General features: G+C 59.5%; 16 protein-coding genes and 2 tRNA genes. 8 read left to right on the top strand and 10 right to left on the bottom strand.

The features are described 5' to 3' along the window. Positions 1-34 precede the first annotated feature (34 nt). The 4 genes from G5179_RS03260 to G5179_RS03245 all read left to right on the top strand — a co-directional run bounded on the left by G5179_RS03260 (position 35) and on the right by G5179_RS03245 (position 4,227). Positions 35-730: an energy-coupling factor ABC transporter ATP-binding protein gene (locus G5179_RS03260; protein WP_279463502.1), complete on the top strand. Its 696-nt coding sequence runs from the start codon at positions 35-37 to the stop codon at positions 728-730. After that, a complete protein-coding gene (gene mobA, locus G5179_RS03255; protein ID WP_111900511.1) occupies positions 702-1,346 on the top strand; it encodes a molybdenum cofactor guanylyltransferase MobA in 645 nt (214 codons plus the stop codon). The genes G5179_RS03260 and mobA overlap by 29 nt, the downstream gene beginning before the upstream one ends. Further along, positions 1,343-3,106 (top strand): bifunctional molybdopterin-guanine dinucleotide biosynthesis adaptor protein MobB/molybdopterin molybdotransferase MoeA, encoded by a 1,764-nt coding sequence (locus G5179_RS03250; RefSeq protein WP_421257865.1) that lies wholly within the window; start codon positions 1,343-1,345, stop codon positions 3,104-3,106. The genes mobA and G5179_RS03250 overlap by 4 nt, the downstream gene beginning before the upstream one ends. A 62-nt stretch (positions 3,107-3,168) precedes the next feature. After that, positions 3,169-4,227 carry an FUSC family protein gene (locus G5179_RS03245; RefSeq protein ID WP_421257864.1) on the top strand — a complete coding sequence of 353 codons (1,059 nt, stop codon included), beginning with the start codon at positions 3,169-3,171 and terminating at the stop codon, positions 4,225-4,227. Between the two features lie 58 nt (positions 4,228-4,285). Here G5179_RS03245 and G5179_RS03240 read toward each other — a convergent pair whose 3' ends face one another. From G5179_RS03240 to G5179_RS03205, 8 genes are all read right to left on the bottom strand, one after another. Then, positions 4,286-4,840 carry a DUF3332 domain-containing protein gene (locus G5179_RS03240; protein ID WP_088868723.1) on the bottom strand — a complete coding sequence of 185 codons (555 nt, stop codon included), beginning with the start codon at positions 4,838-4,840 and terminating at the stop codon, positions 4,286-4,288. A 180-nt stretch (positions 4,841-5,020) separates the two neighbouring features. After that, complete coding sequence (locus G5179_RS03235) at positions 5,021-6,322, bottom strand: methyl-accepting chemotaxis protein (protein WP_088868722.1); 1,302 nt, start codon at positions 6,320-6,322, stop codon at positions 5,021-5,023. A 91-nt stretch (positions 6,323-6,413) separates the two neighbouring features. Continuing rightward, on the bottom strand, positions 6,414-6,893 hold the full coding sequence (locus G5179_RS03230) for a GNAT family N-acetyltransferase (RefSeq protein WP_216978274.1): 480 nt from the start codon (positions 6,891-6,893) through the stop codon (positions 6,414-6,416). 97 nt (positions 6,894-6,990) lie between these two features. After that, positions 6,991-7,434 carry a DoxX family protein gene (locus tag G5179_RS03225; RefSeq protein WP_158112124.1) on the bottom strand — a complete coding sequence of 148 codons (444 nt, stop codon included), beginning with the start codon at positions 7,432-7,434 and terminating at the stop codon, positions 6,991-6,993. Further along, positions 7,431-8,183, bottom strand: a complete 753-nt coding sequence (locus G5179_RS03220) for a DNA-binding domain-containing protein (protein ID WP_216953114.1) — start codon at positions 8,181-8,183, stop codon at positions 7,431-7,433. The genes G5179_RS03225 and G5179_RS03220 overlap by 4 nt, the downstream gene beginning before the upstream one ends. After that, on the bottom strand, positions 8,176-9,024 hold the full coding sequence (locus G5179_RS03215; RefSeq protein WP_421171658.1) for a DUF692 domain-containing protein: 849 nt from the start codon (positions 9,022-9,024) through the stop codon (positions 8,176-8,178). The genes G5179_RS03220 and G5179_RS03215 overlap by 8 nt, the downstream gene beginning before the upstream one ends. Positions 9,025-9,096: 72 nt before the next feature. Beyond that, positions 9,097-9,360 carry a DUF2282 domain-containing protein gene (locus G5179_RS03210; RefSeq protein WP_005334862.1) on the bottom strand — a complete coding sequence of 88 codons (264 nt, stop codon included), beginning with the start codon at positions 9,358-9,360 and terminating at the stop codon, positions 9,097-9,099. A gap of 433 nt (positions 9,361-9,793) precedes the next feature. Beyond that, positions 9,794-9,994, bottom strand: a complete 201-nt coding sequence (locus G5179_RS03205; protein WP_005334863.1) for a YbfA family protein — start codon at positions 9,992-9,994, stop codon at positions 9,794-9,796. A 212-nt stretch (positions 9,995-10,206) separates the two neighbouring features. Between G5179_RS03205 and G5179_RS03200 the strand changes: the two genes are divergently transcribed. Further along, positions 10,207-10,500, top strand: coding sequence for a hypothetical protein (locus tag G5179_RS03200; RefSeq protein WP_005347702.1), 294 nt, complete (start codon positions 10,207-10,209; stop codon positions 10,498-10,500). Positions 10,501-10,548: 48 nt separating this feature from the next. On the opposite strand, the gene G5179_RS03195 is transcribed toward G5179_RS03200, so the two are convergent. Both G5179_RS03195 and G5179_RS03190 read right to left on the bottom strand, forming a co-directional pair. Further along, positions 10,549-10,622: transfer RNA gene (locus G5179_RS03195), tRNA-Cys, on the bottom strand. Between the two features lie 57 nt (positions 10,623-10,679). Beyond that, positions 10,680-10,755, bottom strand: a tRNA-Gly gene (locus tag G5179_RS03190). 249 nt (positions 10,756-11,004) lie between these two features. Here G5179_RS03190 and G5179_RS03185 point away from each other — a divergent pair. The 3 genes from G5179_RS03185 to G5179_RS03175 all read left to right on the top strand — a co-directional run bounded on the left by G5179_RS03185 (position 11,005) and on the right by G5179_RS03175 (position 17,645). After that, a complete protein-coding gene (locus G5179_RS03185) occupies positions 11,005-14,442 on the top strand; it encodes an ATP-binding protein (RefSeq protein WP_421257863.1) in 3,438 nt (1,145 codons plus the stop codon). A gap of 415 nt (positions 14,443-14,857) precedes the next feature. Next, a complete protein-coding gene (locus tag G5179_RS03180; RefSeq protein ID WP_005353816.1) occupies positions 14,858-16,543 on the top strand; it encodes an ABC transporter substrate-binding protein in 1,686 nt (561 codons plus the stop codon). A gap of 118 nt (positions 16,544-16,661) precedes the next feature. Next, entirely contained in the window at positions 16,662-17,645 is a 984-nt protein-coding gene (locus tag G5179_RS03175) for an ABC transporter permease (protein ID WP_421257862.1), read from the top strand. The last annotated feature ends 1 nt before the right edge of the window (position 17,646 follow it).

Genomic DNA, 17,646 nt, shown 5'->3' with positions numbered 1-17,646 from the left:
CCATGCCCCCACTGTGTATCAACAGGAGTACCCCATGGCCCTGACCGCCCACCAGCTGACGATGCGCTTTGGCGAGCGCCAGCTGTTCGAGATTGACCGGCTCGCCATCGCACCGGGGGATGCCATCTGGCTGCACGGGGCCAACGGGGTGGGCAAGACCACCTTGCTCAAGATCCTGGCGGGGCTGCTGACCCCCACCCGCGGCCACACCAATCTGCCGGGGCGCTGGCAACAGCGGCTCAACCGGCTGCTCAAGCGGGGTCTGGGGCCGGGCCGGGTCACCTATCTGCACCAGACTCCCTATCTGTTCGATCGCACGGTGCACGACAACGTGGCCTGGGCGCTGGATAAACAGCTCGGCAGCGAGATCCGGGTGTTCGAGGCGCTGCGCCGGGTCGAGCTGGAGGGGCTGGCGCGGGAGCACATCAGCATTCTCTCGGGTGGCGAACGGCAACGGCTGGCGATGGCTCGAGCCTGGGCGCTGCAACCTGCCTTTCTGCTGATGGATGAGCCCACCGCCAATCTGGATACACATTCGGTTGCCCTGATGGCCGCATTGGCGCAAGATCTGCGGGAACATGGCAGCGGCCTGGTCGTCATCAGCCACCAGAGCAATGCCCTGACCGACCTGTGCGAGCGGCAATGGACCCTCGCCCGTGGCCAGCTGCAAGAGACGACCCCTTTAAAAATCATCGAGCGACATGACTTCAAAAAGCGACAGCCACTCTGATCCCGTTGCCGTATCAGCAGTGATCCTGGCAGGAGGCCGCGCCACCCGGATGGGGGGCGAAGACAAGGGATGGGTAGCACTGGCGGGACGCCCTCTTATCGACCATGTTTTGGCGCGCCTGCGCCCCCAGGTAGATGAGGTATTGATCAACGCCAACCGCAGTCAGGCCCGCTATCAGGCGCTGGCCCCGGTCATCAGCGATGACAACAACGACTATCTCGGCCCGCTGGCGGGCATGCAGGCAGGTCTTGCTGCCGCCCGTCACGACTGGGTGTTGTTTGTCCCTTGCGATGGCCCCGCCCTGCCGCTGGATCTGATGAGCCGCTTTCGCGCCGCCCTGACCCCGGATACCGAGCTGGTAGTTGCCCACGATGGCGACTGGTTGCAACCCGTGGTGGCCCTGCTGCACAAATCCCTGCTCCCCTCCCTCACCGCTGCGTTGGCAGAGGGAGAGCGCAAAATCGATATCTGGTTTGCCCGCCACAATATGGCGGTGGTGAGCTTTGCCGATCAGCCGGATGCCTTTATCAATCTCAATAGCCCTGCCGAGCTGGCCGCCTACGAGGCCCGTCTGCTTGCCCCGGCTATCGACCCCCAACAAGGAGTCACCTCATGACCCCGGCCCCCACTCTTCCCCTGCTTGGCTTCGCCGCCTGGAGCGGCACCGGCAAGACCACCTTGCTGGAGCAGTTGATCCCCCTGCTGGTGGATCGCGGCCTGCGCATCGGGGTGCTCAAACACGCCCACCACGACTTTGATATCGACCAGCCGGGCAAAGACAGCCATCGCCTGCGCAAGGCGGGTGCCAAGCAGATGATGGTTGCCTCCCGCCGTCGTCATGCCCGTATCATTGAAACGGAACTGGCCGAAGCCGATTTTCGCCAGCTGCTGGCCAGCTTCGATCAGACAGAGCTCGATCTGCTGCTGGTCGAGGGGTTCAAGCACGAACACTTCCCGAAAATCGAGCTGCACCGCGCCGAGATTGGCAAGCCGCTGCTCTTCCCCGAAGACGGCGACATCATCGCGCTGGCTTGCGATCAGCCCCAACAGAGTGGCGAACAACAGCAGACAAGTCTGCCCCGCCTCGATATCAACGATCTGGCGGCCATTGCCGACTTCGTCTGCCGCTGGCTTGACGGCTGCCAGAGCAAGGAGCCGGAGGCGGGCAAGGGCTTTCTCTCGGTCGAGGCGGCCCGCAACGCCATTCTGGCGGCCCTCACCCCGAGCAACGCCTGCTCCGAAAAACCGCTGGCCCAGTGCCACGGCGCCGTGCTGGCCGCCGATCTGATAAGCCCCATCAATGTGCCGCCCCACGCCAACTCGGCGATGGATGGCATCGGCCTTCGAAGCGACGATCTCGCCGCCGGCCGCTGGCAACTGGTGGGGGAAGTACTGGCAGGCCAGCAACGCCATGAACCGGTGCTGGCCGGTCAGGCGGTGCAGATCATGACCGGTGCCCCGCTGCCCCCCGGTGTCGATACCGTGGTGATGCGGGAAGAGACGCTGATTGAAGGGGAGTGGGTCACGGTCACCGCCCCGATCCGGGCGGGACAGAATGTGCGCCTCGCCGGCGAAGATCTCGCCAAAGGCGCGGTCGCCATCCCGGCCGGGACCTGGCTTGGCGCCCCCCAGCTGGGGCTGGCGGCATCCCTCGGTCAAGCCAGTCTCACTGTGCGCACCCCGCTGAAAGTGGCGCTGTTCAGTACCGGCGACGAGGTGCAAGCGCCGGGCGAGCAGCTCGCCCCCGGCCATATCTTCGACAGCAACCGCTTCACCCTGATGGCCCTTATCCGCGCCGCCGGTTGCGAGGTGATGGACCTTGGCATCATTCCCGATGACAAGACCATACTGCGCCAGCAGCTGGAGCAGGCCGCAGCCAGCGCCGATCTGGTGTTGAGCTCGGGTGGGGTCTCGGTAGGCAACGCCGACTTTATCAAGCTGGTGCTGGCAGAGCTCGGCCAGATCGATTTCTGGCGCATCCAGATGCGCCCGGGCCGCCCGCTCGCCTTTGGCAAGCTGGGGCAGACCCCCTTCTTCGGCCTGCCGGGCAATCCGGTGGCGGCGATGATCTGCGTGCTGCAGTTTGTCGAGCCCGCCATCGCCCGCCTACAGGGCAAGCGGTGGCAGCCGCTGCGCCTCTCGGCACTGGCGGACGAGAAGATGAAGAGCCGCCCGGGGCGCACCGAGTTTCTGCGCGGCATCTTCCATCAGGACCGTAACGGCCAGCTGCGGGTGCGCACCACGGGGCCGCAGGGCTCGGGCATTCTCAGCTCCATGGCCGATGCCAACTGCCTGATTGAAATCGTACCGGATCAACCCGGGATCGCCGTTGGCGAACGGGTCTGGATCCACCCCCTGCAGGGACGACTGGCCTAAATCCCGACGGGGCGTCGGCCGGATGCACGGCGCCCCGTCCCCCACCTGACAGGAGGCAGACCGTGCGTCTTGATGCCCCCCTCTCCCGACTCGATCTGCTGGTCTATGGCCGCTACCGGATCGTCCATGGCCTGCGCATTGCGCTCGCCTTTATGCTCACCTTTCTGCTGACCCGCGAGCTGAAACTGCCGGAGAGCACCTGGCCGCTGATAACCTTGGTGGTGGTGATGGGCCCCATCTCGTTTTGGGGCAATGTGCTCTCCCGCGCCCTGCAGCGGGTGGTGGGCACCATCTTCGGCGCCAGTTGCGGGGTGGTGGCACTTTATCTCGAGATCTACTCGCTGCCACTCACCCTGATCTGGTGCGGGTGCATCATGTTTCTCTGCGGCTATCTGGCCCTCGGCAAGCGCCCCTATGTGGGGTTGCTGATCGGCATCACCCTGGGAGTCACCATGGGGGCCATGCCGGGAGATATAGAGACGGCGCTGTGGCGCAGTGCCGACGTGATACTGGGCTCCCTGCTTGCGCTGCTCTTTTGCAGCATCTATCCCCAGCGGGCCTACAGCCACTGGCGGCTGCAACTGCACCAGATCCTGCAGCAGTCGGGGCGGCTCTATCACACCCACCTCTCCCCCAATGTGCTGGAGCGCCCGCGCCTCAAGCACAATCTCTCCCAACTGCTGGCCCAGACCGGCAAACTGCGGGCCCTGCTGGCCCCTGCGGCCAAGGAGACACGCCACAGCGTCGCCCTGTTTGATGCGGTGCAGGTCACCATGCGCAATACCCTCTGCACTCTTGAGATGCTGGCCAACACCTACTGGAACGATCGGGATAGCCACTTCCTGATGCAGAGCACGGCTGCACTGCAAGCCTGCCATCTGGCCACCGAGGAGGCGATCAACCAGCTTGCCCTGATGATGCAAACCGGTGACGGGCGTGGCGCGGATGCCGCCATCGCCCGCCTGCACGAGCTGGCAACCCAGGTATCGCTCCCCCCCAATACCGAGGCGGCCATCAATGGCTACCTCTGGCTCAACGTCCAGCTGACCGAGCAGCTGACTCACCTGCGCCGCCTGCTGGGTCTGATCCTCACCCCGCCCCATCGCAAGCAGCCGGACTAAACCCAATGCAAAACGCCCCGCAGTGGCGGGGCGTTCCTGTCGGCATAGGCACTGATGATCAGGCCGCCGTGCGGGCGTTCTCGCTCATCTGCTCCAGCTCCGCACGGCTCAGGGTAGAGACAAAGCGGCCATCGAAGTAGATATCCATCAACTCGCCACGCTTCTCGCCACGCATCATGCTGCGGCGGCCATCCAGATAGTGCACCTCCATCTGGGCGGTATGCTCGTCCGGGTAGCTGATCTCTACCTCACGCACCCCTTGTGGCAGCATGGCCAGCGGCACCGTCTTGAGGGCCGGATCCAGATGCTGGTTCACCTTGATCACCGGATTGGCCTTCATGTCCACCACAGCCGGAGATTTGCCGGTGATGGGGTTCTTGCCAGACCAGAACTCAATGGTATTGAAGACGAACAGGTCAGCGGTCGCGGCCAGACCGTAGACAGGGGAGAGCAGCATAAAGACCCCGGCACGAGCGTAGCGGTTATCCACCACGCTCAGGTTGCCCTTGGTGACCATGCCAGAAAGCCCCATCTGCCCCATACAGCCGCCCAGACCCATGCTCGCGACCATAACCAGCAGGGCCATTGCCCGCCCCTTCTGTTGTAATGCCATCGTGTTCTGTTCCTACTCTGAAATAAATGAGGCGGCAAGCCTAATCAAGGGGCCAGAAGAGGACAATTCACAATGGCGGGGTGATACAGGAAGAGTTCAGATTGGCGTGCCAAGTGAGCAATAAATAAGCACCGATGGAATAATCATCCATTCGGTGCCTCGTTCAACAACCAATAACCGTCAGGAGCCGATGGCCAGATTGGAGACTGTCTCGGTCACATTGATGGCGCCCTGCTCTATCTGTGACATCACGCCACTCACCTCGCCGATCTGCTCCTTGCCACGCTGGGCACTGGTGGCCACCTCATTGATGTTGCCGGTGATCTGGGCCGTCAGTTCGCGGTTTTTCTGAACCACGCTGGCGATCTCGCCGGTCGAGAGGGAGGTGCGCGCAGCCAGCTGACGTACTTCGTCGGCCACCACCGCAAAACCGCGCCCCTGATCGCCGGCCCGGGCTGCCTCAATGGCGGCGTTAAGGGCCAGCAGATTGGTCTGCTCGGCAATACTGCTGATGGTCGATACGATGGCTTCAATGCTTTTCGACTGCTCATTGAGCTGGCCAATCAGACCGGAAGTGCGGCTCACCTGTTCGGAAATGGCGCTGGAGATGGCAACCGATGCCGCCAGCAGTTCAGACCCGGTTTCGGCAAAGCGGGTGGTCTCCTGCGAAATGGTCTGGGCTATGTTGGCCGCCTCGCTCACTGCCTGGGCGCGCTTGATCCGCTCTGTCACCTCACTGGCAAACTTGATCACCTTGACCACCTTGCCGCTCTCATCCTTGATGGGGTTGTAGGTAGCCTCCAGCCAGATCTCGTTGCCGTGGCTGTCACGACGACTGAACAGCCCCGACTTGAGCTGGCCGTGGGCCAGATCGTCCCAGAAGTGAGGTTGCTCGTGATAGAAGCTCTCATCGCAAAACAGCCTGTGATGCTGCCCCTTGAGCTGCGAAAGGGAGTAACCGACGCAGGAGAGGAAATTCTGATTGGCCGTCACAATCTCCCCCTTGGGGGTGAACTCGATAATGGCGAGTGCCCGATCGAGTGCTGAGATGATCGCTTTCTGACGACTCAACTGCTGATAACTCTCGGTGATATCGGAGGCTATCTTGACGACCCTGACCACCTTGCCCTCAACCTTGACCGGGAAGTAGGTAGCCTCCAGCCACAACTCCCTGCCATGTTTGTCAATGCGCTGGTAGATGCCACTGTGGGAATGCCCCTGACGCAACTGTTCCCAAAACTGGGCATAGGAGGATGACTGGGCGTAGTGGGCATCACAAAAGATCCGGTGGTGTTTACCAATCACCTCCTGCTCGCTATAGCCCACCACACTCAGAAACAGCGGGTTCGCCTCGAGGATCTCGCCACTTGGTGTGAAACTGATGGTAGCGACACCGACTTTTACTGCATCAATAAATGCCTGGGCCTGGGCCAACTGCATTTGACACGCTTGTAATTCCGCTTTGAGTTTGAAGTTGAACATCTTGCCCTGCCCCTCTGTTACCTGTTTACAACTACATCACATCTGCATGAACTTTAGACGAGAAAGCAGAGGGATAACGGGGTCCCATCGATTAAGGTGCCAGATCCCACTCCAGATAGGCCGGATTGGCGACAAAGCCGATCCGCTCATAGAGTGGACGCCCCTGCTCGCTGGCATGGAGCCACACCTTTCCCAGCTGACGCGATCTGGCAAAGGCCGTTATGGCATCGAGCAGCGCCGTGGCGATCCCCTGCTGGCGCCATTGTGGCCGCGTATACATGTTGAGCAGATACCCCTCCATCCCCGCCAGATTGCCGGGATAGGGCGGCCGTTCAAACAATGCCAGCGTCCCTGCCGCCACGATCTGTTTGCCGCCCTCCTGCGTATCGGCCTCAGCCAGCCAGGATAGAGCCCTCTCTTCACTCATCGCCCGGGTAAAGTAGTCAAGGGTGGCCTGCCACAAGGCCGGGTCTGCCTGCGGCGTCACCAACTCACCGACCTCACAAAACAGCTCCATGCGCAGCGCCACCAGTGTGGGAATATCTGCGGCCCTTGCCTGACGAATGATCATTGGCTGCTCCTTTTCTCTCATGGGAAATTTCGCCGGCCGTCATTATGACAAAGAGCGCCTTGTGGCGCTCTTTGTCATTGGGGAAATCACTGATAAATCAATGGCTGCGACGTGTCAGCCAGTGATCCAGGCTCAGCACACCGCCGCCCCAGATGATAAGGATCAGCAGCATCCAGCCCCACAGCTGGTGATCGTAAAAGCCACCCGCCCAGAGGGTCGGGTAGGAGATCACCGCCATGATATTGAAGCCAAACAGCAGCAAGGCGGCCGGGCGAGTAAAAAGCCCCGCCAGCAGGAAGAGCGGCAACAGCAGCTCGGTCGCCGTACCCAGATAAGCAGCCCACAACCAGGGCAGCAGGGGCACCTGATACTCGGATTCAAACAGATAGAGGGTGGAATCCCACGCCGTCAGCTTGAGCCAGCCTGAAGTGATAAAAACCGAGGCGACCCAAAGCCGCGCCAACAACAGCACACCAGCACTGCTCCAGCGCGGCAAATCACCACTCGAGCTGGCCAGCGCCAGCCATTTGTTTGCCATCATGGCATTACCTCCATATCCACCAGCAGACCAAGGGTTATCAGGCGAGTGAGATGTTCACTGGCCGCAGGGTCGGCCGCAAGCAGATCGACCAGCGCCGTACCAGCGAGACAATCCTGTAGCAGCGCCCACTCACCCGCCGTCAGGGGCAAGGGGGCAACCCGGCAATCCGGCTGTTTCTTCAGTGCCAACCAGACGGGGGCATCAAGCACCTCCACCGCTTCACCACAGTGCAGCGCCATCTGCCACAGGGCCAGCACCGGATAATCGCTGGCAACCAGCAGCAGATCCGTGGCTGGCAACAGCCGCAGCCGCTCCCATTGTTGCGGCGATAATGCGGCCAGACGCTCGGCTGGCCAGCAGCGTGATTCCAGCGGCAGCAGACTGGCACGCTCAAGCTGCCATTCGAACTGAGCCAGCGCCTCCAGCCAGGGCAGCCCGGTTGTAGTCGGCAAGCGGGCCAACCATTGGCCAAATCCGGCGCCATAATGCATGACGCTCCCTTCCCTGAGCGGCTCGGCCAATACGAAGCCACGGGCCGCCGCTGCAAAAAAGTCATCCCCGACCATAGCCTTGACGGCGGGATAACTGCTCGCCAGCACCTCGCCAAGGCTCAGGATGAAGTGGTTGCGATAGACCTGCAGCACAGATTCGGCAGAAAAGAGCCGGGAGCTGATGTGAGGGGAAATGGCGTCAGGCGCCCCCAGCAGACCATCGGCAAAGTGCTGTTGCAGCTGTGCCAGTTCAGCCATGGGCCACCTCCCGTGGTGCACTCATGGCACGCGCCTCATCCAGAATGGCGCCGGCCTTCGCCGCCTCTGCCAGCAAGACCGACAGCGGCGGGATCTCGAGGTCCCACTCAATCAGGGTGGGAATGGCCTGCTTGCGGCAGATCTGGCGATAGAGTTCCCAGACCGGCTCCACCACAGGGACGCTGTGGGTATCGATATAGAGGGAGCCTTCCGGCAGCTGTTTCTCGGTATAACCGGCCAGATGGATCTCCCCGACGGTGGCGAGATCGATCGCCGCCAGATACTCATCGCAAGAGAAACCGTGATTGAAGGCACTGACATAGAGATTGTTGAGGTCGAGCAGGATGCCACATTCGCTGCGCTGCTGCAGCTCGGCAAGAAATTCCCACTCGCTCATCTCCCCGGGCAGTTGCAGATAGGAGGAGGGATTTTCAATCAACATGCGGCAACCCAGGGTCTGTTGTACCTGCTGGATCTTGTCGCTCATGTTGCGCAGGGAGGCGCGGGTATAGGGCACCGGCAGCAGATCGTTGAAGTAACGCCCGCCAATGCTGCCCCAGCTGAGATGTTCGGAGATCCGTACCGGTTTGATCGCCGCGGCCAGTGTCGACAACTGCTGCAGATGGTGCGGATCGAGCGGGTCGGCAGAACCGAGGGACATGCCAACGCCGTGAAGACTGACGGGGTAGTGCTGCGCCAGTTCGGCGAGCACCTGAAAACCCTGGCTGTGCCGTTCGAAGTAATTTTCACTGTGCACCTCCAGCCAACCGACTGCCGGCAGGGTTTGCCGGATCTCATCGTAATGGGGAGTGCGTAATCCGATGCCAATCAAAGGGTTCATCGCAAGACTCGCTTTCGCCAACCAGAGAAGATGCAGGGGGCGGCCCGTTGGCCATCCCCTGCCCGATGTCTCTTACTTGGGTTGCAGCGAACCGCCGACCAGCTTCTCGCACAGCCCTTTGGGCATCACCACAAAGGCATCACCCTGAGCATCTTCCTTGGCGGTACCGGCGCAGGAGCTGCTCTTGGTCGCACAGTCATTCTTGCTGGCCTTGACCACGCCGTAGCACTTCTCCTTTTCATCGGCAGCCATGGCTGGCGCCGCGATAAATTGGGCGCCCAGCGCCAGCAGACCGGTCATGGCGGAGGCGATAGCAGTACTTTTTTTAACATTCATGTTCATGTTCCTTTTGATGTCGTTGGATGTCGCTGATATCCCCGATTTGTCGCAACCGGGTACCTGCAATAGAACCGGCAAACGGGATATTCCCTTTCAAAAAAACACAAAAAGAGTTAAAAAATCCAAAGGCAGACACTCAATAAATTGATTTTAAACAGCTATTTCATCATTGAAAATTTCTCGACGACCACCCATTAGTGAACGAGGAAAGTGCCATATGGTGCTTTCATCCCGTTAATCTTTTTCACTGCTTCCATCAAAAGAGATGCGTCAGACATAAAAAAGCCCCGCCAACAGGCAGGGCTGGATGCAACTTTAAAGAAACAAGAAATAAACAATCGGAGTGGTGTTGGGAGCCAGGAGTTGCGGCAAGCAGATAAAAAAAGAGACAGCTTTGGCTGTCTCTTTTTGCACATGGTGCGAATGGGGTTTAGTAGAAGATCCGCTCGCCACGCTCGCTCATTTTGAGCCACACCGGTTTGGTGCTGGTTTTGTTCCAGATCCGGTGCAGATAGCTGTAGAAGCGGGCACGATCGCTGCGAAACAGCATCACGGGGAAAGCCAGAATGCCCACCAGCAATACATAAATGCGACGAAGAATAATCTGAGTCAGGGAAAAGGGATGAAACATGATGTAACTCCTTACTGGTAAGACCACTGAGCAAAGATTACCCCACTCCATGTAGGATTACTACATCACTAACGCATTTTTTTATAAAAAAATGGTGAAAAACGGGAAATACTGAAAACGGGTTACGTTATTAACCAACAGTTAACAAACTTGCGAAAATCGTGCGCTTTGCCACAGTTATCAGGGGAAAAACATGCAGTAGGGAGACACGCATGAAACTGCCGGAAGTGGCACTGCTGGTGCTGATGGTTGCCCTGACACGGGCACAACTGGAGGAGTGGCAACTGAATCGGGAAGATGCCATCGTGCTGGCCGAACGGGGCGTGCCCACCGTCAGCCTGTGGCAATGCGGCACACTGAAGCAACGGATTGCGGATCTCAACCAGCACAGTGCCGAGGTGCAGTTTCAATATCGGGGGCAAAACATGGCGGATGTGAGCCACTATCTCGAGCGCGAGTGGAAACAGGCTGGCTGCGAGCAGTTACTGGTACAGCAAGGATACTGACCAAGGCTCAGACTCGAAGAGTTATGATTGAGATAAACAGAGAAAATATGGAGGCACGTTCCGGAGTCGAACCGGACTAAACGGATTTGCAATCCGCTGCATAACCGCTTTGCTAACGCGCCATGCTGACAAGACTGATTGTCTTGAAAGTGAGTTCCATCGTTGGTGCGATGGAAGATTGGAGCGGGAAACGAGACTCGAACTCGCGACCCCGACCTTGGCAAGGTCGTGCTCTACCAACTGAGCTATTCCCGCGTTACTGCTTTCGTGCCAGTTGCCTGACAACGAGGCGCATTATACGTACCACGAGCGCCAGCACAACCCCTTTTTCGCAATTTAAGCCCTGATGCAGACTGTTTGCTCAGGGTTTAAACGCCTTGCTGCATTTTTCTCCAGCCAGCTGTGACCCACCAAGCGAATTTGGGATAAAGTCGTTGAAATGATTACGCTTTCGTTCGAGACTTGAGCGGCTTAATAACCGGATTCTCAATTGAAAATCACAAGATGAAATGGATCTTCACGCTTCGTGGGCTCAGGCCGCAGTTAATGCTGGCTTTTTTCATGTTGGGCATGGTGCCCTTTTTGGTCATCACCCTCTTCTTCCTATACAGCCACGGCAAGGATCTCACCACCCAGACCTCCAACCATCTGGTCTCCGTTCGTAATATCAAGAAGAGTCAGCTCGAGGATTACTTCAACAACCTCAAAGAGCAGATCATCAACTTCTCCCAGCAGGATTTTGCCGGCAACAGTATCGGCCGTTTCTATGGCTTTACCGGCGCCTTCGAGAAGTTGGGCACCACACCGCAGGAGGCCCGCAGCCGTGCTCAGGCCCGCTATCTGCCAGGCTCCTGGGATCAACTGCGCAAACCGGACAGTCAGGTGGAGATAGAACCCTCCATCACGGCGCTTATCCTCGCCGACGAGATGTATGGCCGGGTGCACCAGCGCTTTCATCGCGGCTATGCCGACATGGTGCGCAAGTCCAACTACAGCGACATCTTTCTGGTGGACCTCAACGGTGATGTGGTCTATTCGGTCACAAAGCACCCTAACTTTGCCACCAATCTGCTCTCCGGCCCCTATCAGGGCAGTGGCTTGGGCCAGACCTTTGCCAAGATCAAACGCCGCCTTGATGGCGGCCAGAAGCCGCAGCAGATCTTCGAATTCACCGATTTTGGCCGCAACGAGCTGACCGGGCAGGTGGTCGCCTACATGGCCGCCCCCGTGATGCAGTACGACTATGTGCGCGGTGTGGTGATTTTCGAGCTGCTGCCGGACAAGCTCAACCAGATCATGGCGGAGCGGGAGGGGCTGGGCGAGACCGGCGAGACCATCCTGATCGGCCCCGACAAGCGGATGCGCGCCGATGCCTGGCTGGCACCGGAGTTCAGCGTCGAGAACAGCTTCAGCCCTAACTTCCGGCCGCTGCAAACGCCCCTCATCACCAAGACGCTCTCCGGCGAGCAGGGGGTCGGGCTGTTCCACTCCTATCAGGATGACGAGGTGCTGGCCGCCTACACCCAGGTGAAGGTGTTCGACACCGAGTGGGCCTTTATCGCCGAGATCTCAACCCGGGAAGCCTATGCCCCGATCCGCCAGCTGGAAACGCTGGTGATTGTGCTGGGGGCTGGCTCGGTACTGCTGCTGATCCTCTTCTCCCGCTGGCTCTCCCACTCCATCACGGCGCCGCTGCGATCCCTGACCGAAGCAGCCGAGCAGGTGGCCGACGGTGCGCTGGATCACCCCATCGCCATCGAGCGCACCGGCGATGATATCGACCGGCTGGCCGAGGCGTTTCGCCATATGCAGCGCTCGGTGAAGGACAAGATCGAACTCATCGAGCAGCAGACCCAGGAGCTGCAACAGCAGGTCAAGCTGACCCACAAGCAGAACCTCAGCCTGCAGCAGGCGGACAAGCTCAAGGATGAACTGCTGGCCAACACCTCCCACGAGCTGCGTACCCCCATTCACGGCATCAAGGGGATGGCCGAGTCCATGCTCGCCAGCCAGCTGGATTTGACCGAAGGGCAGCAAAAACAGCTCGGCCTCATCATCAAGAGCGCCGACGGCCTGGCCCGTCTGGTTGACGATCTGCTGGACTACCACCAGATGCGCTACGGCCAGCTGGAGATCCACTCACAACCCGTCTCATCAAAAGGGGTGATCCGGCTGGTGCTGGATCTCTGCCAGCATCTTGTGCAGGCCAAACCCCTCACTCTGGTGGATATCAGCCCGGCCGAACTGCCGCCGGTGCTGGCCGACGAGCAGCGGCTCGAACAGGTGCTCTACAACCTGGTGGGTAACGCCATCAAGTACACGCCGCAGGGCAAGGTGGTGCTCAGTGCCATCGTCGAGAACAACTTCCTGCGCATCAAGGTCACCGACACCGGCATCGGCATTGCCCCCGACCATCTCGAACATATCTTCGAGCCGCTGGTACAGATGAGCCCGGAGGTAAGCAAGCAGGGGGCCGGCCTTGGCCTCTCCATCACCCGCCAGCTGGTGCACCTGATGGGGGGCGAGCTGTTTGTCGAGAGCGAGCCGAGCGTTGGCTCTACCTTCGCCTTTACCCTGCCCCTTGCCACCGGCAAAGCGGCCAATCTGACTCTCGACAGCCGCCAGATCGAGCATCAGCTGGTGCGCCAGCAACCGCTGATCCTGCCAGACTGGGAGAGCGACGATCTGCCCCCTCCCCCCGAGGATGCGCCGCTCATTCTGGTGGTGGATGACGAGCCCATCAACCTGCACATCCTGCGCCATCTGCTGCAGCCCTGCGGCTACCGCATCCTGCCCAGCAGTGACGGCCACGATGCGCTGGCCAAGCTGGCCGAGGAGCCGGTGGACCTCATCCTGCTCGATGTGATGATGCCGACCCTTTCCGGTTTTGACGTCTGCCGCCGCCTGCGCCAGCAGCACCCGAAAGATATGCTGCCGGTGCTGCTGCTCACCGCCCTCAACCAGCCCAAGGATATCGAGGAGGGCTTCGGGGCCGGTGCCAACGACTATCTGGTCAAACCCTTCTGCAAGGAGGAGCTGTTTGCCCGGGTCAAGGCACTGCTGGAAGCCAAGACAGGACGCGCCTCGCTGGTAGAGAACCGGCTATTGAAGCAGGAGATCGAACATCGCCTCACCCTGCAGGATCGACTGCATCAGGATCAGCAGCGGCTGCTGGCCCTGCTCGGCGAAGGGGCCGACCCCATGATCTTTATCGACGAGCAGGGCACAGTGCTGTTTGCCTCCCGGGTACTGGCACGCCTGCTGGGTCAGGAGCCGGAAGCCATGGAGGGGCAACCCCTCAATGAGTGGCTCGCCACCCCGCTGCAACAGCAGTGGCCCGACCTTGCCAGCGAGCGGGAACACAATCTGGAATTTTTGGTGGCCGGGCAAAAAGATGTGCTCAACGCCCGTGCCCTGCCCATCGCGCTCGGAGGACAGGCCGCTTTCGCCCTCACTCTGAGTACCGAGCTGCGTCAGGATGAGAACCGGGTAATGGCGCTGGAGAACGCCCTCAAGAACCTCTCGCGGCAAGCCATCATCGAAGATGAACAGCTGCTGGGCGAGCTGAGCCGCCTGGGTGGCGAGTTCCGTTCGCTGGCCGACGACCTCATTCGCCAGCAGGATGACGAGCCGCTGCGCAGGGCGCTGGTAGAGACCATGCAGCTCACCCTGGATGCCTGGCAGCAGGGGACCGGCAAGGGCAAAATCGTGCTGGCAGAGAAGAGCAAGCTGTGGCGGGTCTATATGGACAGATCCAGTCCGCAGACCCGTACCCTCGACAAATACCTGAGTCTGGACACCCTGCCCAAGTCACCACGCTGGAAGACGGTGGTGGCCACCACCGAGTATGTGCTGGGCCACTGCCCGCTCAATGACCACCAGCGCCAGCAGTTGCAGCACAGCGCCCAGACCCTGCGTCAACTCGCCAACCGCAAACCGTGACACGGCGCCCTAAACGGGCGCCGGATCACAATTGGCAATCTGGTTTCTTTTTATGCAAAACAAAGCCCCGTACAACCCCGAAACCGAGAGCAGATCCAATTCACAAATTTGTCATATACGCCATTTTCACAGCCACTTTCTACGCGAAAGCAAATAACTCAAAGTATTGATTTTAAACAGATAAAAAAGCATTTTGACGAGATTGACGTAACACCGTCAATTTTTACGAAAACAACGAAATCAATAGTTGTTGTTTTCCTGTTAATTCTGGTTTGCTTAGGGCGTTGGAAAACAGAACGACAAAGGTTAGACACCTGACCAACACAGAGGGCCGATTTCATCAGCATGCGAAACCGGTGCTCACACAAAACAAGGCGAACCCTCGGGAATGCCAAAAAATAAGAAAGGAAAACATATGCTTGCCAAAGTATCCAAAATCTCTACCGCTGTAATGCTGGGAACCATGATGCTTGCCGGTGCCGCCGGTAACGCCATGGCCGCAGAAAACAAAACCGTGCTGACCATGGTCGCACAGCAGGAAACCGCCTGGGTCAAGAACTTCAACCCCTTCCTGCAAGCGGGCTTGCTGCACACCACCCGTCACTTCATCTATGAACCGCTGGTGATCTTCAACGATATGCAAGGGGGCAAACCCGTCTATCGTCTGGCCACCAACTATGCGTTCAGCGATGACCTGAAATCCGTCACCTTCGATCTGCGTGACGGCGTGAAGTGGTCTGACGGCGAAGCCTTTGATGCCGATGACATCATCTTCTCCTTCAATCTGGTCAAGGCCAACAAGGCGCTGGATGAGCGCTCAATCTGGACCCAGATCAAGAGCGTCGAGAAGCTGGCCCCCAACAAGGTCAAATTCGACCTGACCGAGGTCAACACCAACGTGGTGAACGATCTGGTGCTGGTACCTATCGTGCCGGAGCATCAGTGGAAATCGGTGAAAGATCCGGTTGCCTTCACCAACGACAAGCCGGTTGGTACAGGCCCCTTCACCGAAGTGGACAACTTCTCCGCCCAGCTCTATACCCAGTGCCGCAACCCGCACTACTGGGATAACGCCAACCTCGCCATCGACTGTATCCGCATGCCGCAGATGGCCACCAACGACCAGGTGCTGGCGGCTGTCATGAAGGGTGACATCGACTGGTTCGGCTCCTTCGTGCCGGATATCGAGCGCCTCTACGTCGGCAACGATCCGAAGAACAACAAATACTGGTTCCCGGCCTCCGGTACCGTGGCGTTCAACGTCAACTTCCAGACCAAGAACCCGGGCAATAACGAAGCCTTCAACGACATCAACTTCCGCCGCGCCTTCTCCATGGCGATGGACCGCCAGTCCATGGTGGATATCGCGGGCTACGGCTACCCCACCGTCAACGAGTACCCGTCAGGTCTGGGCAAAGCCTTTGACTCCTGGAACAACCCGGAAGTGGACAAGAAGTACGGCAAGTACAACAAGTTCGATCTGGAAGGGGCCAAGGCCCTGCTGAAAGAGGCAGGCTACAAGGATTGTGACGGCGACAAGTTCCTCGACACCCCGAGCTGCAAAAAGATCGAGTTCAAGGTACTGGTGCCGAACGGCTGGACCGACTGGGTCAACACAGTACAGATCGGTGTAGAAGGGCTGCAGGCGCTGGGCCTGAACGCAAAGACCGCCACCCCGGAAGCGACCGTCTGGACCGAGAACCTGATCACCGGTGACTTCGATGTCGCCCTGCAGGGTTACTTTGCCGGTGCCAACCCGCACAAGTACTTCGAGACCGCGTTCCACTCCCGCAACATGGGTGACCGTGGCAACCGCTTCGCCGCGCCCCGTTACAAGGACCCCGAGCTCGACAAGCTGATCGATGACTTCACCCAGACCGCCGATGCGGCCAAGCAGAAGGAGATCATGTTCGCCATCCAGGATCGTGTCGGTGCCAACCAGACCATCATTCCGGTCTTCAACAACCCGACCTGGTATGAGTACAGCACCAAGCGCTTCAACGGCTGGTTCAGTGCTGATAACCCGGTAGCCAAACCTCAGCTCCACCCGGACACCCCTGAGCGTCTGCTGCACGTGTTGTCCCTCAAGCCAAACAGCTAAACAATCCCGGCCCCCTGCGGGGGGCCATCTTCCCCGTTAATCCCCTTCTTGCCCGACTTTGCCGGGGTTGGGGTAGCTATACCCGACGCGGGGCAGACTTGCAGTAAAAGGTACTATCATGGGATTCATACTGAGACGCTTTTCCTTCTACCTGGTTGCCTTTCTGGTAGCCGCCACCATCAACTTCCTGTTACCCCGTGCCATGCCAGGGGATCCTGTCTCCGTGATGTTTGCCCGCGCTGGCGCCATGATGGAACCCGCCGCCCTGGAAGCCCTCAAAGCCACCTTCGGCTTTGTCGACGGCCCCATCGGTACCCAGTTTCTTACCTATGTGAAGAGTGTCTTCACCTGGGATCTCGGCACCTCGGTGCGCTTCTACCCGCAGCAGGTCTCTGACGTGCTGGGCCGTGCCATCGGCTGGACCCTGTTTCTGGTCGGCACCTCCACCATCCTTAGCTTCTCCCTCGGTTCCATCGTCGGCATCTTCGCCGCCTGGTATCGCGGCGGCCGGATGGACAGCATTCTCTCCCCGCTCACCCTGGTGATGCAGGCGATTCCACCGGTGGTGGTCTCCCTGCTCGCCCTGTTCCTGTTCGGGGTCAGCCTCGAGTGGCTGCCCATCGGCTACGCCTACAGCCCGGAGATCAAGGCTGACTGGGGCTGGGACCACATCAAGAGCATCATGACCCACGCTATCATGCCGGTGCTGACCCTGGCCGTGGTACAGGTGGGGGGCTTTCTCATCACCATGCGCAACAACATGATCAACCTGCTGGGCGAGGATTACATTACCATGGCCAAGGCCAAGGGGCTCTCCAGCAACCGGGTGATCTTCAACTACGGCGCCCGCAACGCCATTCTGCCCAGCGTCACCGCCCTCTCCATGGCGCTCGGTTTCGTCATCGGTGGCTCTCTCATCACCGAGGTGATATTCAACTACCCCGGCCTGGGCCTGACCCTTTATCAGGGCATTCTGGCCCGCGACTACCCGCTCATTCAGGGGCAGCTGCTCATCATGACCATCACCATGCTCAGCTTCAACTTCCTGGCCGACGTGCTCTACGTCTTCCTGGATCCCCGTCTGCGTACAGGAGGCAAATAAG

This window comes from Aeromonas sp. 600886 (assembly GCF_049174935.1).
GTDB classification, from domain to species: Bacteria; Pseudomonadota; Gammaproteobacteria; order Enterobacterales; family Aeromonadaceae; genus Aeromonas; species Aeromonas veronii_A.
The sequence above is the reverse complement of the archived record's forward strand: the minus strand, read 5'-3'. Positions and strand labels throughout refer to the sequence as shown.